We start from the raw sequence: 26,241 nt of genomic DNA, 5'->3' as shown, positions 1-26,241 counted from the left end.
CAGGCTGGCCAACCGGAAGCGGTGGAGCGTGCGTGCAATTAAAGCGCCGTCCGGCATCGAGGACGCCGGACGTCACGGTGGCACAAGTGTATCGGCGGATCGTTGGCGATTGTCCTGTCAGCGTTGACGGGGCGCACGCCGCGCAACCCGACCGGTATGTGCTGCTCTTCCGGCATGCCGTTTTTTGCACTGCAAAGCCGTTTTTTTGCACGGTATTTATGCGGCGCCTTCTAAGCTCGGGATGTGTCCAACAGCCAGGACGCCCTCCGTCCGCACCATGACCTTCATCCATCCCGTACCCGGGTGCGACATCGTCGGCCGCCAGCTGCGTGCCGGCGCGCGCACTACCGTCGTCCCGCTCCCGCCGCCGCGTCCGCGCCTGCGGTTGCCCGTCACGCTGACGGCCGACACCGGCGCGCTCGCGCACGCCCGGCTCGCGGCGCTGCTGCATTCCCCGCTCGGCGTATATGTGGTCAGCGCGCGTACCGTGCGCGACGTGATCCATGTGGAATTCGACATCGCGCCGGAGAATCTCGACTTCACGCTGCACATGCTGATCGCGCAGCAGGTCGATGCCGTGATCGGTCCCGTTGCCCGCCGTCTGCGCGTGGCGACGCAGGATCGTCAGGCCGGGGAACGCTGATTGCTCGTACGTTACGGTTTGCCGCCGATTCGCCGGCCGTCGTGCTGTCCGCGGGCCGGTCGCGGCGAGCGTTTGTGCGCCGCGTCGCACGCGGCGCCGGCCCTCGACAGGGAGGATCCATGCACCTCATGGAAGAAGTGCAGACTACGCGTCCGGCAAGCGGCCGCTTGCGCGTGGCGGCGTTGCCGTCGGGCACGCAGCTTGCCATGCAGCTGCGGGTGACCGTGCGCGCGGCGGAGGTGCTGCTGCGTCAGGCGATCCGGCTGCCGGATCGCCATCAGTGGTCGGTCGACCTCGAACGTGTCGACGCGGCCGGCGGACCGCTGGCCGCCTGGGATTCGCACGTGACGCTGCGCATCGCGAAGACGTTCGCGCCGTCGGCCGATGCGAACGCGCGCGCCGGCGATCCCGACCAGGTTGCGGTCGACATTCGGCTGTTTCTTCCGGAGCAGGCGTACCTGGGCGAGCAGCGCGTCGGCATCTTCGGCCGGCGGCACGGCAACCGGTTCGGGGCGACGCTGTCGGTGACGGGCGGGTCGCAATGGGGCGGCCGGCGTATCGAATGCATTCCGCCTGCCGGGCGGCATGTGCATGGCGACACGCTGGAAGCGCTCGTCGACACGGTGGCGGGCATCGTCAACGCGGCGCTGCTCGCGGCCGGCCATCCACGGCCCTGCGGTTCGTGACGGCGCAGGCGGCGCGCGCCCGACAGCGGTTCAGGCGTCGGCGGTCTGGCCGGTTTGCCGCTGCAGGTCTTCCATCAACTGCTCTGCGAGAAAGTCGCATGGCGGGCGCTTCGATTTCGTGCTGCGCGCGAGGATCAGCTCGAGCGGCGGCAGATCGGGCAGCCCGTGTGAGCGGCCGAGCATCGACAGCTGCGCGGGTATCGCGCAGCGCGCGAGCGGCGCGACCGCGAGGCCGGCTTCGACCATGCTGAGGAGCCCGAGCAGGCTCGGGCTTTCATAGGAGGTGCGGTACGGCACCTTCGCGCGTTCGAGGCTGCGGATCGCGTTCTCGCGCGCAACGCTGCCCGGCATGAACACCGCGATCGGCAGCGGCCGTTCTTCCCACACGCGCGGCCCGTTCGTCATCGCGGCCCATGCCATCGGCTCGTGGCGGATGAAGTCGCCGGTCAGCCCCTTGATGCGCGTGCCGCACACGAGATCGACGGTGCCCTCCTTGATCAGCGGCGCGAGCGCGCTGCTCGGCAGCCCCATCACCTGGATCTCGACCTTCGGGTAGGTCGCCGAGAATTTTTTCAGGACCGACGGCAGCAGCGACGACGCATAGTCGTCCGGCACGCCGATCACGACCTTGCCGGTCACTTCCGGCCGCACCACGGCCGCCCACGCCTCGTCGCGCAGCGCCAGCATTCGTCTGGCGAATCCCAGCAGCACCTCGCCTTCGCGCGTCAGCACGATGCTGCGCGGCTTGCGCACGAACAGCGGCCGGCCGATCGCGTCTTCCAGGCTCTTGATCTGCATGCTCACGGCCGACTGCGAGCGGTTCACCGCTTCGGCGGCGCGGGTCATGTTGCCGGTTTCCGCGACGGCGACGACGGTGGCCAGCACGTCGTGATCGAGCATCTTCATGGGTATCAGGAAAACTGAACGTAACGATCAGCATTATGCGTTTTTATTGTTGCTGTGTGTCTGCCATAGTGGCATCGAGCCTGCCGTATCGTTCGATGCGGTGCGGCCATCACGCCGGCGAGCCCGGCACGCAGCGTTGAACAGGAAGAGTGGTGTACCGATGATGGATCATCCGTTGCGCGCCGCGCTGGCCGCGGAATTGCATGCCCGGCCGTTCCTGCGGCTCGCCGAAGCCGTGTCGCTCACGCATTACGCGATCTACGCGGACGGCCAGCCCGATATCCACGAAACGCTGCTGCACGCACTGTGCCGCGACACCGGCATCGTCGTGCCGCAGGACGGCGCGACCCACTATGCGGTGCAGTCGCCGTGCGGCTGGCATCTTAAGTGGGAGCGGCACACCGAATTCTCGACCTTCACGTTTGTCGCGCCGCGTCGCGACACGGGCTATTTCGACGATCTCGCGATCGAAGGCATTCCGGCTGCGTGGTTCGCGCGGCTCGCGGGCATCCGCTTCGTCGCGGTGCGCATGGAGCTGCTGACGGGCAACGCCGCGCGGCTCGTGTGCGGCGACCTGCGCCGCTGGATCGACGGCCCCGCGCTCGTCGGCAGCAACGTGCTCGGCGGTGGCAAGGTGTACTGCGACTGGCACGTGCGCGACGACGGCTTCATGCGCTTTCTCGTCGTCGACGAGGATTTTCGCGAGGAGCAGGGCGGCCGACTGCTGCAGCGCCTGTATGAAATCGAGACGTACCGGATGATGGCGCTGCTCGCGTTGCCCGTCGCGCGCCGGATGAGCCGCGAGCTCGACGAGATCCACGCGGCGCTGCACGCATTGATGCAGCGGATGGACGCGAGCGGCGCCGACGGCGACGACGCGGCCTTGCTCGTGAAGCTCACGCATCTCGCGGTGCGGGTCGAGGCGCTGTCGGGGTCCGGTGGCCGCTTCAGCGCGTCGCGTGCATACGAAAAGCTCGTGCTGGCGCGCATCCACGAATTGCGCGAGGAGCGCATCGAAGGGATGCCGACGATCGCCGAATTCATGGAACGCCGCTTCGCGCCGGCGATGGAAACCTGCCGCAGCGTGTGGGCGCGCCACGAGCAGATCGCCGCGCGGATCGCGCGGGCGGTCGACCTGCTGCGCACGCGCGTGAATCTCGCGCAGGAAAAGGACGTGACGCGCCTGCTGGCCGGCATGGAGCGCACCGCGCGCAATCAGCTTCACTTGCAGCACGCGGTCGAAGGGCTGTCGGTGGCGGCCATTTCGTACTACGTGCTGTCGCTCGCGACGGCGGCGTTCAAGGCACTGCACGTGATGAACCTGCCGGTCGATCCCGAACTGGCGGAAGGCCTGCTGATCGCGCCGGTCGTGTTCGCGGTGATTCACATCACGCGGCGCACGCGCGCGCAGCTGGCGCGATCGGAGGCGGCGCACGACGGCATGCCGGTGCAGTCGGCGGCATTGAAGCAAGTTGGTTAGAACATCGAAAACATAAACAGATAAAACAGGTAAAGGAGTGGAGATGACTTTTTCGCAGAGGCAACCGGGGTTTTACAGCGGTTTCGATGCCGCGTTCGACGAACCGGCACCGGATGAGCCGGGCGCGCCGGAAGCGCCGCGCGTGACCTCGTATCAGGCCGTGCTGCAGGAGCCGATGACGTCGCTCGTCGGGAATACGCTCGACCGGCCGGACGTCGCGGCGGTGGCGATTCTCGGGTACAACTGACGCGGGGCCGGATGCGGTTGGCGCCCGGTCGCGTGTGCGGCCGGGCGGGCTTGCTGATTGGCGTGGTGTGTACTGCTCAATCGCCGGAGAGGTCGCCGATCGACGCGCCGTGCGGAATCTGGCCGGACGTGACCTGCCTGACGTATTCGTCCTGCGCATCCTTGATGTTCTTCGACACGTTGCCGAGGACTTTTTTCACGTAATCCTTCGCGGCGTCGGTCTGGCGTGCGACCCAGCCTTTTTCTTCGATTTCGCGCAGTTGCATGAATACCCCGTCGCCGAGCGACACGTTGTTGAATGGCGTGATCGTGTTGTGTACGAAGTTGTCGAAGAACGCGATGACTTCCGGTGACAGTTTTGGCGGGTGCACCCATGCGGTGGCCAATGCGCGCACGGTCTTGTCCGAGATGTCGTCGACTGTCCGGCGTTCGCCGAAGGTGAACTGCGGGACCTTGGAATTCGGATCCTGGCTCTTGTAGTACCAGTCCCGGCCCTCATAGTTTGGCAAGCCGCCGCCGTGCGGGAAGACTGCGCTGTAGACATCGGCGTCCACGGTGTTAATGAACAGGTTGTCGCCCGTGCTTTCATGCGATGTGCGATCGTGGACGTAACGCGCCCACGACACGAACAGCTTCTGGTGCTCGAGAAAATATGTCTCGAGTGGCCCATTCGATTTCGGCAGCATTGCCGTGTAGGCAGCGAAGAGATCGTCGACGGTGAGGTTCTTTCCGTTGACGCTGACTGTCTTCTGAAATTCGAACTCACGAGCAACCGTCGGGTCGGTTTTCCGAAGCTTGTCGAGTGGCAGCAACGGTACACCGGCTGACCATGCTCGATCGAGCATATGCCGTGCCGATATGCGTGCCAGCTCGGCCGACTTTTGATTCTCGCCTTCGTGAAATCCGCCTCCCACATCAGCCTGACTTCCCGGATAGACGATCTCCAGGAGATTCGCGTGATCCGAAGATTTTCTCGGTGAATCCAGATTCTTATAGAAGCGCAACTCTGTCGCTGCGACGTGGTGGATGATTGACTTGAACTCCTTCTGGATATCGTATTCGCCAAGCGTTTGCTTGGAGAGGCTGAGAAATACACTTAGCCCTTTAATGCTGAGGCTGACGCCTTTTCCTGCGGCCGGCACGACACCAAGAATAGGGGCGACTGCCTTCGTGAATATCGAGTCTGCATAGGATGTTGAGACGCAATCGAATAGCCCCATGAAATCGAATTCAACAGGGATTTCTTTGTATGTGACGTTACCGTTCTTCTGCTTGCATACCTTGGCGATCAATTCGTTCGCGAATTTCCGGGCGATGGTGCCGCCTCTGTCGTAGCCGAAAACCGAAACGCGGATACGCTTGAGCTCGCGAGGGTCACCGTCTGTTGCGCGTTTGACATTGGCTTCGAAGTCGGCAAGTGCCTGACTGACTCGGATGTCGAAACCAGTACCCAGATATGCAGCCGAGAATTCGGTGTCACGTATCGCCGGAACTGAGTCGGCAACTGTTGATATTCCGGCGGGAATAAGGTCGGTGCCGATTTTTTTGACTGTGAAGGATTCCTTGAGGGATTTCTTTATGGTGTCGGGGGCATTGCTGATCGCGTCGAGTATCGATGACTTGGCGTGTGCGAATATCGATTGATTGGCTCGATCGGCCATTACACGCTTGCCAATATCGACCCCGACTTTCTTGGCGGGATCTTCGATGCCTTTGCCTTTGGCTTCCTTGAGTAACGCGGCACCACTATCGCTTGCAGCCTTCTTGAGCGTGCCGACCGTCTGGTTGGGTAAATCACGGCCCATGCCTGCATAGTATGTTCGATAGATTCCGGTTGAATTGTCGCTTTCCATATGGGCCTTATACAGGCGCGCGATATTCGAAGGGTTATCGTCGTCGAGGCTTTGTCCGAAGCCGTCAAAGAAGAAGGACTGATAGATTTCCTGGTGGCAACGAAAGCATGGGCTGGGAGGCTCGGCGGGAAGCTGTGTACTGACGCTGGCCGCCCGGGCGGCACGCGATGCTCCGGCATTGGCGCTGGATTGCACGGGCGTGGCGCCCTGGGCGGGGATTGTGTCGTTAGGCATGCTTTCCTCCCGGTTACTGCAAGTTCGGATTGTGAGGGTCAGTCGGCAGTTCGGCCCATCGCGCTTCAATTTTCTGTTTCGGCAAGAAATAGAATTCGATGTATCCGCCGTGCTTGTCAGGAAGCGGCGGAATAGCAATGTCCGTCTCGAAGATGTCGTTGGGAAGGTTGTTTTTGTATTGTTCTTGAGTCAGCTCGTACTTGAGTTTGATGTGCCAAGTTTTCTTGCCCCGAGGTACATCCATACAGCATACGGTTCCACCGCCACCGCCTGGCTTGTGCGCACGCACGTTACCTGCGCCAAATTCGTCGATCTTGAAACTGTAGATACTGCGATCGGTGAAGTTATAACCGATGACGCGGTACGGGCCGAAATCTGTGGTTTGAGCATGCACCCACCACGCACCACCGAGCAGCATCACGGCGATCGCGATCGGGTTGCGAATGAGACGGCGAAGAAAATTCAGCATGTCGATGTTCCTGTCATTCAGTTCGTCGTGGACGACGCGTTGCTCGTGGTATTCGGGTTGCGCGGACCGGTCGGGTATTCGACCCATTGGGCTTCGATCTTGCGGTCGGGCAGGAAATGGAATGCGATATAGCCGTCGCGTTTGGTTGGCAGCTTCGGAACGGCAATGTCCGTCTCGTAGATTTCCGGCGACAGATTCCTGGCATCTTCTTCAGGCGTCAGGTCGTATGTGACCTTGAGGTGCCAGGTCTTCTTGTCGCGCAGCACCTCCATGCAACAGGCCATGCCTCCACCGCCGCCGAATTGACGGGCGTGCACAGTGCCGGCACCGAAATCGTCGACTACGAAGTTGTACACACCCCGGTCGGTGTAGTTGAAGCCCACGACGCGATACGGCCCGTCGCGCTCGGCATGTGCCTGCATACCCCACAGGCCGCCAGCGACCGCGATCCCTATTGCAGCCACCCGACGCATTCCCCTCAACATCCGCCTCTCCCGCCACTCAACCGGCTTCGGGCTGCGCATCCACCGCCGCCGTCATTGCCTGCTGCCGCTCGGCCGCATAATCCGCCAGCGGATGCCCATCTTTTCAGAGAAAACGAGTCTTTTATATTGTTTTTCGCTGTAGTGCCAGCGGCAGCGGTACCTTCGAGAATCGCGGATCTGGCTCGGGTCAGTAGACCTTTGTCGCCGGCGTCGTTCATTGCCCGTTTTCGGATATCGTCGGCGACGGCATTGGCAGGCCCTTTCAGAAACTTGTCGCTCGCCATCTTCTCGGCGGTGGACGCGATGTCGCTTGCCACCTTCTTGCCGGTGCCGACCGTCTGGTTGGCAAGGTCGCGGCCCATCCCGTCGTAGTACATCTTGTAGATGCCGCGCTCATCGTTTGTTTCTTCGTGTGCATTGAACAGTCGAAGGATATTCGACGGGTGATCGACATCCTTTAGCCCTTGCGCAAACCCATCAAAAAAGGAAGGATTGATAGATTTCCTGATGGCAGCGAAAGCAAGGGCTTGGCGGTTCGGGGGGAAGCTGCGCGCTGACGCTCGCTGCGCGCGATGCACGGGAGGCACCGGAGGCGGAATCGGATTGGCTTGAGTTGGCGCTTTGGGCAGGACTGGTTTCGTTCGACATGCTGCGCTCGCTATCTTAGTTTGCGTTCGGGATGTTTGCCTTGATTCGACGTTCGACCCACTGCGCCTCAATCTTTCGATCGGGCAGAAAATGAAATGCGATATACCCGCCATGCTTGTTTGGCAGAGGGGGAACGGGAATGTCGGTTTCGTAAACCTCATTCGGCACATTCTTTTGAGCCTGCTCTTTGGTCAAGTCATAGATGATCTTGATATGCCAGGTCTTTTTCCCTCGAGGGACATCCATGCAGCACACGATGCCACCGCCTCCTTGGGACTCGTGCGCATATGATCCCCCTGCGCCGAAATCGTCGATCTGAAAGCTGTAGATGCTTCGATCCGTGTGGTTATAGCTAATGACCCGATACGGTTCGTATCCTCCTGTCTGCGCATGCACCCACCATGCCCCGCCAAGCAGCGGTACCGCGACGACGATTGAATTACGAATGAGGCGACGAAGAAAATTCAGCATGTCGGCGTTCCTGTCAGTCAGTTCGTCGCGGGCGACGCGTTGCTCGTTGTATTCGGGTTGTGTGGGTCGGTCGGGTACTCGACCCATTTGGCTTCGATCTTTCGGTCGGGCAGGAAATGGAATTCGATAGATCCGTCGTGTTTGTTGGGCAACGAAGGGACGGGGATGTCAGTTTCATCTACATCGTTCGGCAAATCTATCGATAAGGACCGTAGCCAGCAGTCACCGCATGAACCCGCCGTGCCCCGACAAGCAGCGGCACGGCGACCATGATCGGGTTGCGAACGAGCATCGTATCGTCCAGCGCGCCGTCGACGAGCGCGATGAGGCGCAACGGGCCCGTGTGCTCGATCCGCCGCGCGCGATGCCAGTCGCGCAGATCGTCGTGCCGCTGCTCCGCGGTCGTGCGTGGCCATTACGTTGGCAGCGGCAACGCGCGCGCCAAATCGCGAAACAGCTTCATGGAGGCAGCGTCGCTCATGTACGGGGTGTCAGTGCGGACTTCATTTTCGTGGCGCTGCGGCAGCATTCCGAACATACGCCTTCGGGCAGGCGTGGCAGCGGATAGTCGAGGCTGTTCGGCCCCGAGAGGCAGTGGCTCCCGGCGTCACGAAGCGGCGGGTTCCGGATGTGCCCGTCGTTTGTATGTTCGTCAAGATCGGCACAGTCTCGCGCTGTCGGTGAACGCGCTATAGTCGTGCGACGCCCGCCGCGAACACTGCACGTTCGGCGGCTCATTCACGCACGTCTCCATTCCATGACCGCGCATCCCGCCGTTTCCCTTCAGCTCACCGACACCGAACAACCGGCTGCCCGCGATTTCATCAGCCGCAAGCTCGGCGAATTCAACCACGCGATGACGGGCCGCAGCGACACGGCGGCGCTCGACGTCTACGTGACCGATCCCGCGACCGGCGAGGTCCTGGGCGGGCTCACCGGCCGAACCTCGCTCGGTCTCTTCTTCGTCGACCTCTTTTATCTGCCGGAATCGCTGCGTGGCGGCGGCTTCGGCAGCCGGCTGCTGCGCGAGGCTGAAGCGGAGGCGAAGCGGCGCGGATGTGCCCGCGCGGTGCTGTACACGATTACGTTCCAGGCGCCGGATTTCTACCGGAAGCACGGGTACGAGGTGTTCGGTGAAGTGCCGTGCGAGCCGGAAGGGGCGGCGCGTGTGTTCATGGTCAAGACGCTATGAACGACGTTGCCTGACGTCACCGCGCCGGCGTCGCGCGCTCGACGATCATGTCGTACAGCGCCTGCGCCGCGGGCGACAACTGCGCGGCCCGGCGCTTGACCAGCACGAGCGTGCGCGACACCGACGGCTCGACGAGTTCGATCGTGCGGATCATCGGATACGCGTTCTTCTGGATCGCGAGCTTCGGCACCACGGCCGCGCCGAGGCCTTCGGCGACGAGTCCGAGCGCGGTCGAACTGCGCTGCACTTCGTAGAACGAATGCAGCGTCACGCCGCTCGTCTTCAGCGCACCTTCGAGCAGCCCGCGATTGCCGCTCACTTCGCCAGCGAAGATCAGCGGATGCGGCTGCAGCGCGGCCCAGCGGATCCGCCGACGCCTCGCGAGCGGGTGATCGTCGCGGCAGACGAGCACGTACGGATCATGCGTGAGGGGCACGCTGACGAGTTCGGGGTGCTGGTCGCCCGCGATGCTGATCCCGAATTCCGCTTCGCGGCGCAGCACGGCCTGCAATACCGACGCCGACGCGTGGTCGAGGATCTTCACGCGATCGTGCGGCCGGTGCCCGGAGAACGCACGCAGAATACGGGGGAGATACTGAACGCCGACCGTCGGCACGCACGCGATCGTCACGTCGCCGCGCTGGCTCAGGCCCGTTTCGCGGATTTCGGTCAGCGCATCCGACAGCTCGTTCAGCAGCCGGCGCGCCTGCGGCAGGAAACGCTGGCCGATTTCGGTGAGAGTGGTGCGGCGTGTCGTGCGCTCGATCAGCGCGACGCCGAGAAACGACTCGAGCTTGCGCAGCCGTTGCGTGATCGCCGTTTGCGTGACGTGCAGCGTGTCGGCCGCCTGCCTGAAGCTGCCGCCGTCGGCGATCGCGACGAAAGCCTGGACACCGAGCGTATCGATTTTCATCAGAAACATGAATCAATAACGATATTAAATTCATTTTACTGAAGAACGGCGAGATCGCAGAATGCGCTGCATCGATGGCTGTCGGTATTCCGACGCCGTCCACGCCGACCAGGAGGCATACCGTGACGACCCCACTCGATCAATACGCCAACCAGTACGTGCGATTCGAAGACGAACGCACGCGGCCTGTGCGCGACCTGCTGGCCGCCGTGCCGGGTACGCGGATCCATACCGCGATCGACATCGGCTGCGGGCCCGGCAATTCGACCGAGGCGCTGATCGCGCGCGCACCCGACGCGACGGTTCGCGGGATCGACGCGTCGCCGGACATGATCGCGGCCGCGCGCAAGCGCCTGCCCGCGCTGCGTTTCGATCTCGCGGACGTCTCCGCCTGGGACGATCCGGGCGGCTACGACCTGATTCTGTCGAACGCGGTGCTGCAATGGGTGCCCGCGCACGACACGCTGTTTCCGTCGCTCGTCGGTCGGCTCGCGCCGGGGGGCCATCTCGCAGTGCAGATGCCCGACAACCTCGACGAACCCGCGCACCGGCTGATGCGCGAGGTCGCCGCGGGCGGGCGATGGGCGGACAAGCTCAAGGGCGCGGCGCGCACCGAACGGTTCGACGCACGGTATTACTACGCGCTGCTGTCGCCGTTGTGTTCGCGGGTGGATGTCTGGCGCACGACTTACTACCATCCGTTGCGCGGCGGGGCCGATGCGGTCGTCGAATGGTTCAAGGGCAGCGCGCTGCGGCCGTTTCTCGCGGCGCTGGACGAAAGCGAGCGCGACGCATTCGTCGCGCGCTATCGTGATGCGCTCGCTGGTCCGGACGGCTATCCGCTGCTCGACGACGGCACCGTGCTGCTGCCGTTCCCGCGCCTGTTCATCGTCGCGACGCGGAAGTAAGGCGAAACCAGGACCGGGGCGGTGCGGCGGCCGGTCGTCGGTCAGGACAGCGGCCGCATCGATTCCGGATCGACCGTCCGGCTCTTTGCGGACTGCCCGTCACGCAGATCCTTGTACCAGAAGAGGGCGACTTCCCCGTCATTCGCGCCGTCGGCGTACAGGAAGCGGTCGTGGCCGCCGATGACGAAGCCGGCGCGCGCGTACGTGCAGCAGGCCGCGACGTTGTTCGCCTGCGTTTCCAGCCGCATGAAGCCGAACCCGCGGTTGCGCGCCCATGCTTCCGCGGCCGCCAGCAGGAACTGGCCGATACCTTGCCGCCGGCAACCGCGGTCGACCGCGAGTTCCGCGATCTCGGCCATCCCGTTCCAGCTTTCGGTGATCGCGACGAATCCCGCGAGGCGCCCGCCCGCGCTGGCGCGGAACAGCGCGGTGCCGCCGGATGCCTCGCGCGCCCAGCCGGCCGGGTCGAATCCGTAGTCCTTGCGCCGCACGGGCAGCGCGCGCAAATCGAGCAGATCCTGGTACGGCGCATTCAGCTCCCACGCGATCTCGAACGAAAAGTCGCATCCGTTCAGTTCGTCGGCGGGCAGATCGCTCGCCTGTTCGATGCTGATGTGCTCGGCTCGGTCCATGTGTCGGTGTCCTGTCTTCAGCGGGATTGCCGGGTATTCCCCCGGGACGAGCGCCGCCGCCTTGCGGCGAGCCGGATCGCGCCCGTTCCTGATTCGAATTGCTGCGCTCGCACAATGCTTCCCTTCGCGGCGCGGTTCAACGCCCGATTATGCGGGATATCGGCGGCGACGCCGCACCTGGAACGGGTATGCAACCACGCCATGCATCGGCGCGGAACGCGAGATAGTCGGCGGTGCGTATCGAAACGACGATCGACTGCACCGACCGACATTCACCGGCACGGGAACACCATGTTGAATTCGACGCAGCAGGAAGCCGTCGGAGAAGCGTTTTCGCTCGACGCGAAGCGGCACGCAAGAACGATGACGTGGCACGCCGTCGACGCGATCGCGGATGAGGGGCATCGCGTCAGCGATTTTCCGCACGCGATCGACAAGGCCGGCAATCTCGGCGATTTCGACGGCGCGCCGGCCACCGGGCCGTGGATCCTGGAAATCCGAAAACGCGCATCCGACACGGCCGTTCGGCGCGCTCCGTGAAGACTTGCTGATGTGAGCCCCAGCCGAGCGACGCGCGCCGTGAGCGCGCGTCGCCGGCCGCTCGTCAGATGCTGATCGCGACCGGGCCTGCCAGCGGCGTGTAGCCGTCGTCGAAGAGGAACCACGCATCGTACTGGCCCGACGCCAGCGCGCTGTTCGCCGTCGAAGAGAAGAGCAGCGAGCCCGTGCTCTTCGGCAGATACGCCCACGACTTGTAGCCGCCCTTGGTCGGCTGCGCGCCGCGCGGGTAGATGCCGACCCAGTTCTTCGGGCTGTGGCGCCAGGGCGGCACGACGTAGTCGAACCGCAGCGTACCGTACGTCGACCCCTGCGACGACAGCGCGGGCACGAACTTTCCGTTCGTATTGCCAATCGCCGAATCGGTCAGCAGCGCGCCCGCTTGCGTCTGCACGCAGCCGGCCACGCGGCGCAGGAAGTTCGGATCGTTCGCGTCGCGGATGCTCGTGTCGTACCAGCCTGCGTCGCCGTACCACGTGACGGCCTGCGTCGCGCCGGCCGGCACGCTGACCGACTGCGGCGTGTTCATGCCGTACGCGTTGTCGACGAGCTGGAACGTCGTCGGGCTCGATCCGGCGGTGTTGTCGAGCGTGATCTGCACGTTGCCGTTCTGCACGTCATAACAGAGGCTCACTTCGGCCGACGAACCGGTATTTCCCGACGCGCCGATGTTGCCACGGAACGTCTGCAGGAATCCGTTCGGCCCGTAGACCGAATAGTCGTAGCCACCGGCCGAACTCAGCGCGAGCGAATCGGACAGGGTCGTGCACGCGTTTGCGCCGGCACCGATCGTGTATTGCCGCGGGATCGTGCTGGTGCCGTCGACCCACGCCTGCAGATGCACGCCCGCCGTGCCGGTATTGGTCATCGTCAGCGCGAGCGTCTTGCCGGACCGGTTGACCTTGCCCTGCACGAAGAACTCGTACGGCAGCCGGCATGCCGCATTGCGGCCGGTCGTTTGTGCCGGCACCGCGGTGGTGGTCGCCGGCGGGATGACGACCGTCCAGCCGTTCGGGTCCATGTTGCTGGCCGGGCTCGGGATCGCGGGCACCGTCTGGTCGGGATTCGTGAAGTCGAACGCCGACGTGAGATCCCCGCACACGGTGCGCCGCCACGGCGTGATGTTCGTTTCCTGCAGCCCGAAACGCGTTTCCAGAAAGCGGATCACCGACGTGTGATCGAACACCTGCGAGTTGACCTTGCCGCCTTTCGACCACGGCGAGATCACGAACATCGGCACACGCGGGCCGAGGCCGATCGGCACGTCGCCGCTGGCCGAGCCGTCGGACGCTGCGCCGCTGCTGCCGACGAATTCGGCCGCGGTCGAGACCGTCGACAGGCTGGTGCCCGCGTAGGCGCTGGATGGCACGGCGGGCGGCACGTGATCGAACAGGCCGTCGTTCTCGTCGTACATCACGAGCAGCACCGTGCTGGCCCAGACCTTCGGATTCGACGTCAGCACGTTGAGGACGTTGCTCACATACCATTCGCCGCCGCTCGCGGCCCACGACGGATGTTCGCAGTACGCGTAGGGCGCGGCGATCCACGATACCTGCGGCAGCGTGTCGTTCGCGACGTCGGCCTGCAACTGGCTGAACAGGCGCGTGTCGTATTCGGTGCCGCCACCCGTCGGGTCGATTTGCGTGCCGTTGAGCGCCGGCGCAAGCGGATCGTTCGCGCCGAGGTTCTGGTACTGCCTGAAGTTGAGGATGACGTTGTCACCGTAGTTGCCGTTCCACCAGAGATCCTTGCTGGAGCCGTTGTATTCGCCGTAACCGTGAGCGGCATCGAGCCCGTTGCCCTTGTCCTGATAGAACTTCCACGTGACGCCGGCTTCATTCAGCCGTTCCGGCATCGTGGTCCAGCCGGTGCCGGTCATCGTGTTGGTCGTGTACGGTGAATAGCCGGGCACGTTGCCGCAGCAACCGGTCCACAGATACAGGCGGTTCGGGTCGGTCGGCCCGAGCATCGAGCAGTGGTAGCTGTCGCATACGGTGAAGGCGCTCGCCAGCGCGTAATAGAACGGGATGTCGTTCTGCGTGAAGTAGTACATCGTGCCGCTGGTCTTCGCGCCGGCCCAGTTGTCGTAGCGGCCGTTGTTCCATGCGCTGTGCGTGCCGTTCCAGCTGTGGTCGAGGTCTCCGTAATAGGTGTCGCCGTTCGCGCTGCCGGCCGGCGGCGACGGGTTGAACGGGAACACGTACGACAGCAGCCACGGCTGGCGCCAGACCGGATACCCGCTCGAGATCACGACGGGGCGCGGATCGCCGAAGCCGCGCGCGCTGCGCAGCGTGCCGAGGTAGTGGTCGAACGACCTGTTTTCCTGCATCAGGATCACGACGTGCTTCACGTCCTGGATCGTGCCGGTGACGGTTGCCGCCGGAATCGACTGCGCGCGCAGGATGCTCTCGGGCAGCATGCCGGTGACTGCCGTGGCGCCCGCGAGCTTCAGCGCATCGGCCAGGAACTGACGTCGTGTCGTGGATTTGTTTTGCATGTTCGCTCTCTGTCATGAATGGCCGGACGCCGCCGCGCTTCAAACGCCGCGCGTTGCAATGGCAGTCGCGCCGGACAAGGGCAGGTGCCCGTCAGTGGCAAGCCGTGGCGCAATGCAGGACCGGCGCGGCGGCCGGGCCCGATGCCGATGCGCGGTTCGCGGCGAGGTTGCCGGTCGCGCCGGAATCGCCATCGCCGCAACCGGCCAGCGTGCAGAGGAGTGCGATCATCAAAGCGCCGCGCCAGTGCGGAAAATGACTTTCCTTGCCGGCGGGCGGAGCGGGGTTGTCGTGACTCGATTCAAGTCGGATTCCTGAGTGATTGACGTGCGTCGTTCCTGTTCCTGCTTTCATTGCCCCTCCAGAAATGAAATGAACAGCGGAGAATAGCGCCCGTATCAGAACAACTTCATGACAGGCCATCCGCGCGCGCCGGCGACATGCGACAGCCTTGCATCGGGATTGGTCGCGACCGGATGCGTGACGTAGTCGAGCAACGGCACGTCGTTGATCGAATCGCTGTAGAAGTAGGTTCGTTCGAAATCCGACGGTGCGTAGCCGAGCGAATCGAGCCAGGCGTTCGTGCGCACGACCTTCCCTTCGCGAAAACTCGGCACGCCGGTGCTGCGTCCGGTGAACCGTCCGCCCGGCGTGCCGTCGTCGGTATCGAGCTCGATGCCGAGTAGATGCTCGATTCCAAACTCGGCGGCGATCGGCCCCGTCACGAATACGTTGGTTGCGGTGACGATGCAGCAGAGATCGCCGCTCTCGCGATGACGATCGACGAGCGCGCGCGCCTGTGGCGTGATGGCCGGCCGAATCACCTCGTCCATGAACTGCGCGTGCCAGCGTTCGAGCTGGGCCCGTGGATAGCGGGTGAGCGGCGCCAGCGTCACCGCGAGATACGCGTCCATGTCGAGCGTACCGGCCGCGTAGCGGCCGTAGTGCTCGTCGATCAGCGCCGCGTGCGTGTCGTCTTCCAGCGAACCGACCCGAGTGATGAAGCGGCCCCAGGCCTGATCGCTGTCGAGCGGCAACAGCGTGTGATCGAGATCGAACAGCGCGAGATTCCTGTGCATGTGAAAGTCCTTGTATTGCGTGCCTGCTGGCGTGCTCATGCGCCGATGAGTTTCTCGATCGCGTCCTTCGCGTTCTTCCCGTCGATGGTCGTGACGCCGTCGAGCCACTTCGACAACACGCCCGGGTTCTTCCTCGCCCATTCCTTCGCGACCGCGACCGGATCCGCGTGATTCATGATCGGCACCATCAGCTGGTTCTCTTCGTCGGTCGTGAATTTCAGGTTGGTCAGCAGGCGGCCGACGTTCGGGCAGCGTTCGAGGTAGCCGGGCGTGACGAGCGTGTAGACCTTCGCCGAGCCGTAGTTCGGGCCGAACACGGCGTCGCCGCCTTCCAGGTACGCGATCTTGTAGTTGATGTTCATCGGATGCGGCTCCCACGCCAGGAACACGATCATCCGGTGTTCCTGCACCGCACGCGTCACCTGCACCAGCATCCCGGCCTCGCTGGACTCGACGAGCTTGAAGCCGCCGAGCCCGAATTCGTTCCTGTCGATCATCCGCTGGATCAGCGCGTTACCGTTGTTGCCGGCGCCGATCCCGTAGATCTTGCCGTCGAGCTGGTCGCGGAACTTCGCGATGTCGGCGAAGCTCTTCAGGCCCTTGTCCGATGCGTATTGCGGCACGGCCAGCGTGTAACGCGCGCCGACCAGGTTCGGCTGCGGCAGCAGGTGCACGGCGCCGGCGTCGACGAACGGCTTCACCGTCGGCGTCATGCTCGGATCCCAATAGCCGAGGAACGCATCGATCTGCGCCTTCTTCACGCCGGCCAGCACGATCGGCGGCGACGCGATCGTCTTGCTGGCTTCGTAGCCGAGCCCGTCGAGCAGCATCATCGCGACGCCGGTCGTGGCCGCGATGTCGCTCCAGCCGACATCACCGAGCGTCACCTTCCTGCAGACGTCGCCTTCGGATGCGTGAACGGGCGCCGTCGCGATCGACGCGAGCAGCATTGCGGCCAGCATCCATGCCTTCTTCATCATGTTGGTCTCCTAAGCAAGTGTTCCGGATCGGGTTGCGTGAGTGGTCCGACGATCGATCGTATTGATCGGATGAAACGAACGAACTTGGGTCTAGCCGTGCGGTTTTTCGTAACGTATATTAGAAAGCACAAATTCGCAAGTTCGCACAAAAATACAACCTGCGGCGCGTGCGAACCGTCAGCCGGACGAAAGCAGAACATGCCGGGCGGCGGTTCGGGCGGGTCGCGTTTCATCAAGTCGGTCGAAGAATGGAGGCATCGCATGATCAGTCAGATGGAAATCATCTCCCGCCTGTTGCTGGCCGCGCTGCTCGGCAGCATCATCGGCATCGAGCGCGAACGGCTGTCGTGGGCGGCCGGGTTGCGCACGCACATGCTGGTAGCCGTCGGCGCGGCGCTCGTGATGGTCGTGTCGGCGTTCGGCTTCGCGGACATCCAGAACGCGAAGAACGTGTCGCTCGACCCGTCGCGGGTCGCCGCGCAGGTCGTATCGGGCATCGGCTTTCTCGGCGCCGGGTCGATCATGCTGCGCGGCGAGATCATCCGAGGGCTGACGACGGCGGCGAGCCTGTGGGTCGTCGCGGCGGTCGGGCTGGCGGTGGGCGGCGGCATGTACATCGCCGCGATCGCTGCAACGGCGATCGTGCTGACGATCCTCGCCGGCCTGAAGCCGATCGAGAAGCGCTTCTTCGCCGCGAGGCAGCGCTGGGGCGTGCGTATCCTCGCGAGCCGCGGCGCGGTGAAGCTGACGTCGCTGCAGGCGATGCCCGGGATCGACCAGGCGCGCATCGTCCAGTTCGTCATCGAACAGGACGACGCGACACCGGACGACGACCGGATCCATGTGGTGTTCTCGAAGATGACGAGCCGCGAATTCCAGGTGGTCCGTCAATCCCTGCAGACCCTCGGCGGGGTCAAAAAGATGGAGGAGAGCGCCGCGTAGCCGCGGTTCGAATACCATTGACGTTCATTTCCAAGGACATTTCATGTGGCAAGAAGAGCGATATCAGAGGATCCGGCTTCTGTTATCGAAGATGCAGCGTGTCTCCACCGACCGGATCATGGCCGATCTGAACGTGTCGCGGGAAACCGTGCGCCGCGATCTCGTCGATCTGGAAGCGATGGGGGAGCTGAAGCGCGTGCACGGCGGCGCGGTGCAGGTGGGCGACGAAGCGCCGATCGCCGAACGCGCGCAGACGCACGTGAAGGCGAAGCAGGCGATCGCGCGCGCCGCGGCGCGGCTCGTCACGGGCTCGCAGACGCTGTTCATCGACGCGGGCACGACCACCACGCTGCTGGCCGAGGAACTGGCGAAGCTGTCCGGCCTCACGGTCGTCACGAATTCGATCGACGTCGCATTGAAGATGCGCTCGAGCGACCCCGGGCAGGCGAAGAACGAAACGATTCTGCTCGGCGGGATGATCGGCAGCCGCGCGGCCGCGACGGTCGGCGACGGGACGATCGCCGAGATCTTCCGCTATCGCGCCGATCTCGCGTTGCTGTCGCCGGTCGGCGTCGACCACGTGCGCGGCGCGACGAACTACGACCGGATGGAAACGGAAGTCGCGCGCGCGATGGTCGCCAACGCGGCGGACGTCGCGATCCTGGCCGACTTCAGCAAGCTCGGCACGAATAGCCGGATCGGCTTTTGCGAACCCGCGCGGATCGGCACGCTCGTGACGGACCAGAAGGCGGAGTCGGTCGACAGCTACCCGAGCATCAGGAAGGTCATCCGGAACATCGTGCTGTCGTGATGCGCGCGGCGGCGCGCCGCGTCGCGTGGAGCGGCTGGCACGACGCGCTTGCGCCGCAGCATCGACAGTGACTGCGCCGCGGGTGCGGCCGGATCGTCGGTCGATGCCTGCACCGTCCGTTCGATCGCGCTCGCCTCGGCGCGCAGCGCTTTCACCATCGCCATCAAGTCATCGAGCCGCGCGCGCATCGCACGCGCGCTTGTCTGTTCCGCTGCCTCGCGGCGGCTCGTGTGCAGCGCAACCGGGTCGTCGTGCTCGGCACGCAACGCTGGCATGTCCATGCCACAGGCCGCACGTACGACGACGACTGGGGGCATCTGTTCACGATCGAAAGCGGGAAGATCGCGACGTCTGTCGAGTATCACGATACCGAGGCCGAAGCGGCGGCACATCGACCGTGACGACGCCGTATTCGCGCACGGACATCGTCATCATCGGAAGCGTGCATCTCATGCTTCGGCCGGCCGCCCCCGGTCAATCGATCGCACGCATCGCGTGGCGCAGTTCCTGGTAGCTGCGCAGGCCCGTCACGCCGAGTTCGCGTCCGATCCCGCTGAGCCCGAAACCGCCCCAGCACACGTGCGGGTAGATGAGCTGCGGTGCGTTGATCCACACGAGCCCGGCGCGCACGCGTGCCTGGAACTGCTTCGCGATTTCCGCGTCGCGCGTCACGACGGTCGCGACGAGCCCATAGCGCGTGTCGTTCGCGAGCGCGATCGCCTCGTCGTCGGTGCGGAACGACTTCACGCACGCGACCGGGCCGAACACCTCGTCAGTCCACAGCAGGTTGTCGACGGTCGGTTCGGCGACCACGACCGGCGCCATGAAGAAGCCGTTGCCGCCCCCCTCGGCGACGCACCCGCTGAACGCGACGCGGGCGCCGGCCGCGATGCCTTGCTCGAGCATCGCCTCCACGCGCGTGCGCTGCGCGGCCGAGATCAGCGGCCCCATCGCGACGTGTTCGGCGGAAGGCGGCGCGACGACGAGCGCGCGAACGGCCGTCTCGAACGCGGCCATGAAGCGGCGGTACACGCTGTCGTGCACAAGGATGCGCGCGGTGGCCGAGCACATCTGGCCCGCGTTCGTGAACGCACCGGCCACCGCCAGCGACACCGCGACGTCAAGATCGGCGTCGTCGCGCACGATCAGCGACGACTTGCCGCCGAGTTCGAGCGTCACGCGCTTCATGTCCTCGGCCGCGGCCTGCATGACCTTGCGGCCGGCGGCCGTGCTGCCGGTAAACGAGATCTTGTCGACCAGCGGATGCTCGGTCAGCGCCGCGCCGACTTCCGCGCCGCCGTTGACGACGTTGACGACGCCGTCGGGCACGCCGGCTTCGGCGATCAGGTCGAGCAGTGCGTGCTCGGTCGGCGACGTCAGTTCGGACGGCTTCATCACGACCGTGCAGCCTGCCGCCAGCGCGGGCGCGAGCTTCCACGCGGTCGTGACCATCGGGAAATTCCACGGCATGATCAGCGCGGCCACGCCGACCGCATCGTGAAAGCGTTCGGCCGCAACGGTGTCGCTGGGCAGCGCGACCGGCTCGGCCGCGAACAGCGCAGGGTTCTCGCACAGCTGCGCGTAGTACGCGAACGTCGCGGCGACGTCGCCGACGTCGGCGTCGGCCTCGAACGGCGGCTTGCCGCTCACCTGCATCTGCAGCGCCGCAAGGCGTTCGCGGTTGGCGTCGACGCGCGCGGCGATCGTCGCGAGCAGGCGGCCGCGCTCGGCGGGCGGCGTGTCGCGCCACGCGGCGAACGCGTCGCGCGCGGCGCGGACCGCGGCGTCGACGTGCGCGGCCGTCGCGAATTCCTGCCAGCCGATCGTCTCGCCGGTCGACGCATTGAAGATCGGCGCGCCGGCTTCAGCGGAATGCGTGTGCACGGATCGGCCGGCGATGCGCGCGGCGGGCAGCACGATGGCGGTGGCGGAAGGGGAAAGCTCAGCGGTGGACATGAACGTTTTCCTGTCGATCGGGTTAGCGGCAGGCGACGCCCGGCATCACGCAGAGCATCTCGAACGCGAGGTTCGCGCCGACGAGCGCGGTGGTGCCGGTCGGATCATACGGCGGCGACACTTCGACGAGATCCGCGCCGACGATGTTCAGCCCCTTCATCCCGCGAATGATCTCGAGACCCTGCTGCACCGACAGCCCGCCGATTTCCGGCGTGCCGGTGCCGGGTGCGAACGACGGATCGAGACCGTCGATGTCGAAGCTGAGATAGACCGGCGTGTCGCCGATGCGTTCGCGCACCTGCGTCATCAGCGGCGCGAGCGACGTGTTCCAGCATGCCTCCGCCTGCACGACCGTGAAGCCCTGCTGGCGGCACCAGTCGAAATCGTCCGCGTGGTAGCCGGTGCCGCGCAAGCCGATCTGCGTGACCTTGTCGCATTGCAGCAGGCCGTCCTCCACCGCGCGGCGGAACGGCGTGCCGTGCGCGATCTTCTCGCCGAACATCGTGTCGTTCACGTCCGCGTGCGCGTCGACGTGCACCACGGCGACCTTGCCGTACTTCTTGTGCAGCGCGCGCAGGATCGGCCATGCGATCGTGTGGTCGCCGCCGAGCGTGATCGGCCGGCAGCCGTTCGCGACGATCTCGTCATACGCTTGCTCGATGCGGCGCACCGAATCCTTCAGGTCGTACGGATTGGTCGCGACGTCGCCGATGTCGGCGACCTGCAGCGAATCGAACGGTGCCGCGCGCGTGGCCATGTTGTACGGGCGAAGCAGCACGGATTCGGTGCGGATCTGGCGCGGGCCGAAGCGCGAACCCGAGCGATTCGACGTGCCGAGGTCCAGCGGCACGCCGACGAAGCACACGTCGAGGCCGTCGGTCGTGTCGGCCTGCGGCAGGCGCATCATCGTGGCGATGCCGCCAAAGCGCGGCATCTCGTTGCCGCCCATGGGTTGGTTCAGTTCGCGTTGCATCGGGCCGTCTCCTCTTTCTGGTGAAAAGCGATCGGCCGATGGTAGAGGAGAACGCGCACGCGAAGATCTTGAAGTCGCAACGTTTACATCGACGGCGCTCGATGCGAGTGGCGCCGCCGCATCGACGCGGCGTGACCGTCGGCGGACGGTCGACGTCGGACCGGATCAGCGCGCGATCGCGGGCGGCGGCGCGCCGTCGCCGTCGTGGGCCGCGGCCGCACGAAACGCCGGCGCGGCCGAGCCCCATGCAGCAAGCTCGCGTTTCGTGCGCACGCCGAGCTTCGCGAACGCGCGCTTCACGTACGACTCGGCCGACGCGACCCGCACGCCGAGGATGTCGGCGGTTTCCGGCACGGTCTTGCCGGAGATCAGATGCTTGCAGGTTTCGTATTCGCGCTTCGACAGCTTCACGCCGTCGGTCGCGATCCGCGCATCGAACTGCGCGAGCGGATGCACTTCGGGTGTCGGGTGCGCGACGCGCCGCGCGGCGGTAGTCGACGCGTGCAGCTCGAGCAGCGGGAACAGCACATCGCTGACGTTGCGAAAGCGGTTCATCTCGGCGAGCGTGAACGGCGGGCGGTCACGGCCGCGTTCCAGCGCGATCGAATGCTGCGCGTAGCGGGTGCCGCGCGCGAGCACGCATTCGTGGCCGATACGCACGTCGTCGAACAGCCGCTGGCGGAATTCGCCGGGCGGGATCGCCGCGATATCGCGCACGACCAGCATCGTGCCCGTCTTGCCGCGCAGCCCCGCGAACAGCGGGTCGCTGTCGAGAAAGCGCTCGTAGTAGAGCGTCATCACGTCGGAGATCGCGGCAGTCGCGGTGCCGATGCCGCTGCTGCCGATCCATTCGCAGCGGTAGCCGGTGGGCATCGTGCCGTCGACGCGCGAACGTTCGACGTGCGCCACGTCGAGCGGTACCACGTCGTTCAGCAATTGCGTGAGACGCGGCACGAAGTGCGGCGTGCCGACCGTCTCGATCAGCTCGCCCAGCGCCTTGAACGGCACGACGAAGCGGTCGGTGTCGCGGTCTGAGGGGTTCACGTTGAGCAGCATGCGGTTCCCCGGTGAAAAGCGGCCGCGATTTTAGCGTCCGAAGTCCGAAACGTCATTAGGGGGAAATGCGGTATGGCGTCCTGCGACCTGGCGCACCCCGGAAAACGCGACTTGTCCCCCCCGAAGGGGGGCATACCGGGGCAGTGTAAATGAGTAACTTTGTCTCTGCTTTTCAATCCAGAGACGAAAGATTCAGATGACCAAACTGATCAAGGACATCCTGCCGCTCGGCGCAGGCATTGGCGAATTCACGAAGCTCGACTTCGGGATGGACGAAAGCGACTGGCGCGCGGCCGAAGGCAAGAGCGGCAGCTACCTCATCGGCTGGTGGGAAGGCAAGGTCGGCTCGGTGGAGTTTCCGGAAACGGCGGCGGACGAGGCGGTGTGGCTCGTCGAGGGCCGGATCGCGCTGACCGACGTGGAAGGCAACCGGAAGGAATTCACGCCGGGCCAGGGGTACCTGCTGCCGGCCGGTTTCGCGGGCCGCTGGGAGACGATCGAGGACGCGAAGAAGTTCTACGTGCTGCTCGAGAAGTCGTGATGTGAGCGACCGCCGCCGGGGTGTCGTCGTCGGATTGACGCGGGCCCGCCGGCGGTTGCGTTTTCGATCGACCGCAAGCGAAGTCCGTCGCGCTTTTGCCGACAGGACATATTGCGACTTGCGGTGCGTGCGCCGCAAGTCGCCATCGGCGAAATCGGCGAATGCGGCACGCCGCGCACGCTCGACCCGTGCGGGCTGCGATCACGTGGAATGGCTGGGATCATGGAAATGGAAGTCAACGAAGCAACACGGGCCGCACCGGCGCACGCACACGCCGCGCGTCGCGCACCGGTCGCACTGGGCGCCGCCGAGGCGCTCGCGAATACGAAGCTGTTCCCGTACTGGCTCGACAACCCGGCCGCACCGGCCACCGAGCCGGAGCTCGTCGGCGACGCGACGGCCGACCTGCTGATCGTCGGCGGCGGCTTCACGGGGCTGTGGGCGGCCGTGCAGGCGAAGGAGCAGATGCCGCAGCTGAACGTGGTGCTGATCGAGGCCGGCAAGGTCGCGCACGGCGCATCGGGCCGCGCGGGCGGGATCATCTCGACGTCGGTGATGCACGGGCTGCCGAACGCGGTGCGCGTGTTCCCGAACGACATCGCGCAGCTCGAGGCTTTCGGCCATCGCAACCTCGACGGCTTCGAGGAAACGCTGAAGCGCTACGACATCGACGCCGACATCGAGTGGAACGGCGAGATGACGGTGGCGGTCGACCCCGAGCACCTCGCGCACTTGAAGGGCGACTACGATCTGCATCGCGAATACGGACACGACGTCGTGCTGCTGAATCGCGACGAAACGCTCGAACAGTTGAACTCGCCGCTGTTCGCGGGCGCACTGTGGTCGCGCAACCGCAGCGGCATCGTGCATCCGGCGAAGCTCGCGTGGGGGCTCAAGCGCGCGGCGCTGTCGCTCGGCGTGAAGCTGTACGAACACACGCCGCTCACGAAGGTGACCGACGAAGGCGGCACGGTGTACGTGAAGACGCCGAAGGGCAGCGTGCGCGCGCCGCGCGTCGTGTTCGGCAGCGGCACGGCGAAGGTCGGCATTCCCGACATCAACCGCCGGGTGATGCAGGTGCGCGACCACGTGCTCGCGACCGAGCCGCTCACCGACGAACAGCTCGCGCGCATCGGCTGGAAGAATCGCCAGGGCGTGTACGACACGCGCACACAGCTGAACTATTTCCGGCTGACGAAGAACAACAACATCATCTTCGGCGGGCTGGTCAGCTATCACTTCGACGGCGATCCCGAGCCGCACCAGGACGGCGAGCGCGAAACCTACTACCGGCTCGCGGAGGCGTTCTACCGCACGTTCCCGCAGCTCGCCGACGTGCGCTTCTCGCACGCGTGGGGCGGCCCGATCGACTACTGCTCGCGCGGCTCGGTGTTCGCGAAGCGCTATCTGGGCGACAAGGCCGTGTTCGTCGCCGGCTACACGGGTTTCGGCGTCGCGGCGAGCCGGTTCGGCGCGTTCATGGGGCTGAACATCCTGTTCGATCGCGACAGCCCGGAACGCAAGCTCGACATTGCGAACCAGAGCCCGAGCTACATCCCGCCCGAGCCGATGCGCTGGGTCGCCGCGAAGATCACGTTCCATGCGTTTGACGGCGCGGATGCCGAAGGCGGCTGGAAGCGCGCGTGGATAAACGGGATCAAGGCGATGGGCTTCCCGATGTAGGCGACGCGCGATGTCCGCGAGCGACGCGTATGGCGCGTGCCGTTGCCGATGGCGGCACGCGTCCGGCAAGGTTCATCGGCAAAGACGGCCGGTATCGCGCCGGCCCGACAACGCGCTCAGGCGCAGCGGCTCGAAGCATGTTTTCGAATACCACCGATCTCGATCTCCGGCTCATCCGGGTCTTTCTCGCCGTCGTCGACGCACGCGGCATCACGGCGGCCGAGGCATCGCTCGGCGTGCGGCAGTCGACGATCAGCACGCAGCTGTCTGCGCTGGAAGCGCGCGTCGGTTTCAAGCTGTGCGATCGCGGCCGCGGCGGCTTTCGGCTGACGTCGAAGGGTGAACGCTTCGCGGCCACGGCACGTACGCTCGTCGCGGCGACGTCCGAGTTCGTCGCGCGTGTGCGCGACATCGACCGCAAGCTGGTCGGCACGCTGTCGATCGGCCTGATCGGGCAGGCGCCGCTCGTCGAAAACGCGCGCCTGGCCGATGCCATCGGCGCGTTCCGCAAGCGCGACCAGGCCGTCACGTTTTCGATGAAGGTCGCGTCGCCGCAGGAACTCGAGGAAAGTCTCGTCAACAACCAGCTCGATCTCGCGATCGGGTATTTCTGGCACCGCGTGCCGGGGCTCGACTACACGCCGTTGTTTACCGAGGAACAGGTGATCTACTGCGGGCGCGGCCATCCGCTGTTTCATGCGTCATGGCCGGTGTCGGCCGACGACCTGCAGGCGCACGACTGGGTATGGCGCACTTATCCGGTGCCGGAGGAGCAGTATCCGCTGCCCGAGCGGCGCGTGACCGCGAGCGCGGACAGCATCGAGGCCGCGACGATCCTGATTCTGTCGGGCGGCCATCTCGGCTATCTGCCCGCGCATTACGCGGAGCCGTTCGAGCAGCGCGGGCTCGTGAAGGCCATCGGCCGCGCGACGCTCAGCTTCGACGTGCCGCTGCATCTCGCGATGAAGCGCAGCGCGAGCGACAGGCCGATCGTCGACGCGTTCTGCGAGGATTTGCTGCGCGCGTTCAACATCAAGGCGGTCGCGCTGGCCGCGTAGCGCGGCACCTGCTCAGGCATCGATGCGTTCGACCTTGCCGACCAGCAGCCCGTACGACAGGCTGCCCTCGAGCGCCATCGCGGCGATGTAGGTGATCGCGCGCGAGAAGTCCGCGCCGTCGACGAGCAGCCCGATCACGATCGGCGTCGCGATTGCGACCAGATTGCCGGTGAGGTTGAACACGAGCGGCCATGTGATCGATGCGAAGCCGTTGCTGAAGAACGCGATCGTCATAAACGCGATCACCCATCCCGTCGACGTGACGTAGTTCGCGCCGATGATGCAGGTCGAGATCCTGGCCACATGCGCGGCGGCTATCGATGCGCAGCCCGCGACCAGCAGC

Annotated in this window: 29 protein-coding genes and 1 pseudogene; 13 read left to right on the top strand and 17 right to left on the bottom strand. The window is 65.0% G+C overall.

The window, feature by feature from the left end; genetic code table 11:
• Window positions 1–277: 277 nt before the first annotated feature.
• Together BTE28158_RS21370 and BTE28158_RS21365 are read left to right on the top strand one after the other, a co-directional pair.
• Entirely contained in the window at window positions 278–643 is a 366-nt protein-coding gene (locus BTE28158_RS21370) for a hypothetical protein (protein ID WP_151047107.1), read from the top strand.
• Between the two features lie 119 nt (window positions 644–762).
• Window positions 763–1,329 carry a hypothetical protein gene (locus BTE28158_RS21365; protein WP_151047105.1) on the top strand — a complete coding sequence of 189 codons (567 nt, stop codon included), beginning with the start codon at window positions 763–765 and terminating at the stop codon, window positions 1,327–1,329.
• A 30-nt stretch (window positions 1,330–1,359) separates the two neighbouring features.
• Here the strand turns inward: BTE28158_RS21365 and BTE28158_RS21360 are convergent, their stop codons facing one another.
• Window positions 1,360–2,235 carry a LysR family transcriptional regulator gene (locus BTE28158_RS21360; protein ID WP_059605089.1) on the bottom strand — a complete coding sequence of 292 codons (876 nt, stop codon included), beginning with the start codon at window positions 2,233–2,235 and terminating at the stop codon, window positions 1,360–1,362.
• A gap of 160 nt (window positions 2,236–2,395) precedes the next feature.
• Between BTE28158_RS21360 and BTE28158_RS21355 the strand changes: the two genes are divergently transcribed.
• Window positions 2,396–3,715 (top strand): DUF3422 family protein, encoded by a 1,320-nt coding sequence (locus BTE28158_RS21355; RefSeq protein WP_151047103.1) that lies wholly within the window; start codon window positions 2,396–2,398, stop codon window positions 3,713–3,715.
• Window positions 3,716–3,758: 43 nt separating this feature from the next.
• Complete coding sequence (locus BTE28158_RS21350; RefSeq protein ID WP_151047101.1) at window positions 3,759–3,962, top strand: hypothetical protein; 204 nt, start codon at window positions 3,759–3,761, stop codon at window positions 3,960–3,962.
• Between the two features lie 76 nt (window positions 3,963–4,038).
• On the opposite strand, the gene BTE28158_RS21345 is transcribed toward BTE28158_RS21350, so the two are convergent.
• The 5 genes from BTE28158_RS21345 to BTE28158_RS21325 form a co-directional block, all read right to left on the bottom strand.
• Window positions 4,039–6,048: a phospholipase effector Tle1 domain-containing protein gene (locus tag BTE28158_RS21345; protein ID WP_151047099.1), complete on the bottom strand. Its 2,010-nt coding sequence runs from the start codon at window positions 6,046–6,048 to the stop codon at window positions 4,039–4,041.
• Between the two features lie 13 nt (window positions 6,049–6,061).
• Complete coding sequence (locus BTE28158_RS21340; RefSeq protein ID WP_151047097.1) at window positions 6,062–6,517, bottom strand: DUF3304 domain-containing protein; 456 nt, start codon at window positions 6,515–6,517, stop codon at window positions 6,062–6,064.
• A gap of 17 nt (window positions 6,518–6,534) precedes the next feature.
• Window positions 6,535–7,002: a DUF3304 domain-containing protein gene (locus BTE28158_RS21335; protein ID WP_174920073.1), complete on the bottom strand. Its 468-nt coding sequence runs from the start codon at window positions 7,000–7,002 to the stop codon at window positions 6,535–6,537.
• On the bottom strand, window positions 6,996–7,580 hold the full coding sequence (locus BTE28158_RS21330) for a hypothetical protein (protein ID WP_151047095.1): 585 nt from the start codon (window positions 7,578–7,580) through the stop codon (window positions 6,996–6,998). Before BTE28158_RS21330 ends, BTE28158_RS21335 begins: the two co-directional genes overlap by 7 nt.
• 85 nt (window positions 7,581–7,665) lie before the next feature.
• A complete protein-coding gene (locus BTE28158_RS21325; protein ID WP_151047093.1) occupies window positions 7,666–8,121 on the bottom strand; it encodes a DUF3304 domain-containing protein in 456 nt (151 codons plus the stop codon).
• A gap of 229 nt (window positions 8,122–8,350) precedes the next feature.
• On the opposite strand from BTE28158_RS21325, the gene BTE28158_RS21320 reads away from it, so the two are divergent.
• A complete protein-coding gene (locus BTE28158_RS21320) occupies window positions 8,351–8,689 on the top strand; it encodes a hypothetical protein (protein WP_170296364.1) in 339 nt (112 codons plus the stop codon).
• Window positions 8,690–8,878: 189 nt separating this feature from the next.
• A complete protein-coding gene (locus BTE28158_RS21315) occupies window positions 8,879–9,313 on the top strand; it encodes a GNAT family N-acetyltransferase (protein ID WP_124905980.1) in 435 nt (144 codons plus the stop codon).
• Between the two features lie 16 nt (window positions 9,314–9,329).
• Here the strand turns inward: BTE28158_RS21315 and BTE28158_RS21310 are convergent, their stop codons facing one another.
• The gene (locus BTE28158_RS21310; RefSeq protein ID WP_151047212.1) at window positions 9,330–10,226 is read right to left on the bottom strand and encodes a LysR family transcriptional regulator; all 897 of its coding nucleotides are present in this window, start codon (window positions 10,224–10,226) and stop codon (window positions 9,330–9,332) included.
• Window positions 10,227–10,348: 122 nt separating this feature from the next.
• On the opposite strand from BTE28158_RS21310, the gene tam reads away from it, so the two are divergent.
• Complete coding sequence (tam, locus tag BTE28158_RS21305; RefSeq protein WP_151047091.1) at window positions 10,349–11,134, top strand: trans-aconitate 2-methyltransferase; 786 nt, start codon at window positions 10,349–10,351, stop codon at window positions 11,132–11,134.
• Window positions 11,135–11,175: 41 nt separating this feature from the next.
• Here tam and BTE28158_RS21300 read toward each other — a convergent pair whose 3' ends face one another.
• Complete coding sequence (locus BTE28158_RS21300) at window positions 11,176–11,766, bottom strand: GNAT family N-acetyltransferase (protein WP_151047089.1); 591 nt, start codon at window positions 11,764–11,766, stop codon at window positions 11,176–11,178.
• 114 nt (window positions 11,767–11,880) lie between these two features.
• On the opposite strand from BTE28158_RS21300, the gene BTE28158_RS32545 reads away from it, so the two are divergent.
• Complete coding sequence (locus BTE28158_RS32545; RefSeq protein ID WP_239007156.1) at window positions 11,881–12,306, top strand: hypothetical protein; 426 nt, start codon at window positions 11,881–11,883, stop codon at window positions 12,304–12,306.
• A 64-nt stretch (window positions 12,307–12,370) separates the two neighbouring features.
• On the opposite strand, the gene BTE28158_RS21290 is transcribed toward BTE28158_RS32545, so the two are convergent.
• From BTE28158_RS21290 to BTE28158_RS21275, 4 genes are all read right to left on the bottom strand, one after another.
• Window positions 12,371–14,821, bottom strand: coding sequence for a phosphocholine-specific phospholipase C (locus BTE28158_RS21290; RefSeq protein ID WP_151047087.1), 2,451 nt, complete (start codon window positions 14,819–14,821; stop codon window positions 12,371–12,373).
• 91 nt (window positions 14,822–14,912) lie between these two features.
• On the bottom strand, window positions 14,913–15,242 hold the full coding sequence (locus BTE28158_RS21285) for a hypothetical protein (protein WP_239007155.1): 330 nt from the start codon (window positions 15,240–15,242) through the stop codon (window positions 14,913–14,915).
• Complete coding sequence (locus BTE28158_RS21280) at window positions 15,218–15,898, bottom strand: histidinol-phosphatase (RefSeq protein ID WP_151047208.1); 681 nt, start codon at window positions 15,896–15,898, stop codon at window positions 15,218–15,220. Before BTE28158_RS21280 ends, BTE28158_RS21285 begins: the two co-directional genes overlap by 25 nt.
• A 35-nt stretch (window positions 15,899–15,933) precedes the next feature.
• On the bottom strand, window positions 15,934–16,878 hold the full coding sequence (locus BTE28158_RS21275; protein ID WP_151047085.1) for a choline ABC transporter substrate-binding protein: 945 nt from the start codon (window positions 16,876–16,878) through the stop codon (window positions 15,934–15,936).
• A 261-nt stretch (window positions 16,879–17,139) separates the two neighbouring features.
• On the opposite strand from BTE28158_RS21275, the gene BTE28158_RS21270 reads away from it, so the two are divergent.
• Together BTE28158_RS21270 and BTE28158_RS21265 are read left to right on the top strand one after the other, a co-directional pair.
• On the top strand, window positions 17,140–17,820 hold the full coding sequence (locus BTE28158_RS21270) for an MgtC/SapB family protein (RefSeq protein WP_124905974.1): 681 nt from the start codon (window positions 17,140–17,142) through the stop codon (window positions 17,818–17,820).
• A gap of 43 nt (window positions 17,821–17,863) precedes the next feature.
• Window positions 17,864–18,631: a DeoR/GlpR family DNA-binding transcription regulator gene (locus BTE28158_RS21265; protein WP_059605131.1), complete on the top strand. Its 768-nt coding sequence runs from the start codon at window positions 17,864–17,866 to the stop codon at window positions 18,629–18,631.
• On the opposite strand, the gene BTE28158_RS21260 is transcribed toward BTE28158_RS21265, so the two are convergent.
• From BTE28158_RS21260 to BTE28158_RS21245, 4 genes are all read right to left on the bottom strand, one after another.
• The gene (locus tag BTE28158_RS21260; RefSeq protein ID WP_239007154.1) at window positions 18,586–18,906 is read right to left on the bottom strand and encodes a hypothetical protein; all 321 of its coding nucleotides are present in this window, start codon (window positions 18,904–18,906) and stop codon (window positions 18,586–18,588) included. The genes BTE28158_RS21265 and BTE28158_RS21260 overlap by 46 nt on opposite strands.
• Before the next feature lie 199 nt (window positions 18,907–19,105).
• Window positions 19,106–20,587 (bottom strand): aldehyde dehydrogenase family protein, encoded by a 1,482-nt coding sequence (locus BTE28158_RS21255; RefSeq protein ID WP_174920071.1) that lies wholly within the window; start codon window positions 20,585–20,587, stop codon window positions 19,106–19,108.
• A 22-nt stretch (window positions 20,588–20,609) separates the two neighbouring features.
• Entirely contained in the window at window positions 20,610–21,560 is a 951-nt protein-coding gene (speB, locus tag BTE28158_RS21250; protein ID WP_151049822.1) for an agmatinase, read from the bottom strand.
• 165 nt (window positions 21,561–21,725) lie between these two features.
• Window positions 21,726–22,616 (bottom strand): helix-turn-helix transcriptional regulator, encoded by an 891-nt coding sequence (locus BTE28158_RS21245; protein WP_151049820.1) that lies wholly within the window; start codon window positions 22,614–22,616, stop codon window positions 21,726–21,728.
• A gap of 196 nt (window positions 22,617–22,812) precedes the next feature.
• Here BTE28158_RS21245 and BTE28158_RS21240 point away from each other — a divergent pair, with 196 nt between their 5' ends.
• The 3 genes from BTE28158_RS21240 to BTE28158_RS21230 all read left to right on the top strand — a co-directional run bounded on the left by BTE28158_RS21240 (window position 22,813) and on the right by BTE28158_RS21230 (window position 25,898).
• Complete coding sequence (locus BTE28158_RS21240) at window positions 22,813–23,157, top strand: cupin domain-containing protein (RefSeq protein WP_059447616.1); 345 nt, start codon at window positions 22,813–22,815, stop codon at window positions 23,155–23,157.
• A 222-nt stretch (window positions 23,158–23,379) separates the two neighbouring features.
• Complete coding sequence (locus tag BTE28158_RS21235) at window positions 23,380–24,840, top strand: NAD(P)/FAD-dependent oxidoreductase (protein WP_151049818.1); 1,461 nt, start codon at window positions 23,380–23,382, stop codon at window positions 24,838–24,840.
• Between the two features lie 137 nt (window positions 24,841–24,977).
• On the top strand, window positions 24,978–25,898 hold the full coding sequence (locus BTE28158_RS21230) for a LysR family transcriptional regulator (protein WP_151049816.1): 921 nt from the start codon (window positions 24,978–24,980) through the stop codon (window positions 25,896–25,898).
• Between the two features lie 12 nt (window positions 25,899–25,910).
• Here the strand turns inward: BTE28158_RS21230 and BTE28158_RS21225 are convergent.
• Window positions 25,911–26,192 (bottom strand): annotated as a pseudogene (locus BTE28158_RS21225) (MFS transporter); the annotation flags it as partial.
• Window positions 26,193–26,241: the final 49 nt, after the last annotated feature.

Origin of the sequence: Burkholderia diffusa, from assembly GCF_902499115.1 — a bacterium.
Taxonomy (GTDB): Bacteria; Pseudomonadota; Gammaproteobacteria; order Burkholderiales; family Burkholderiaceae; genus Burkholderia; species Burkholderia diffusa.
This window is presented reverse-complemented; position numbering and strand designations above follow the sequence as displayed.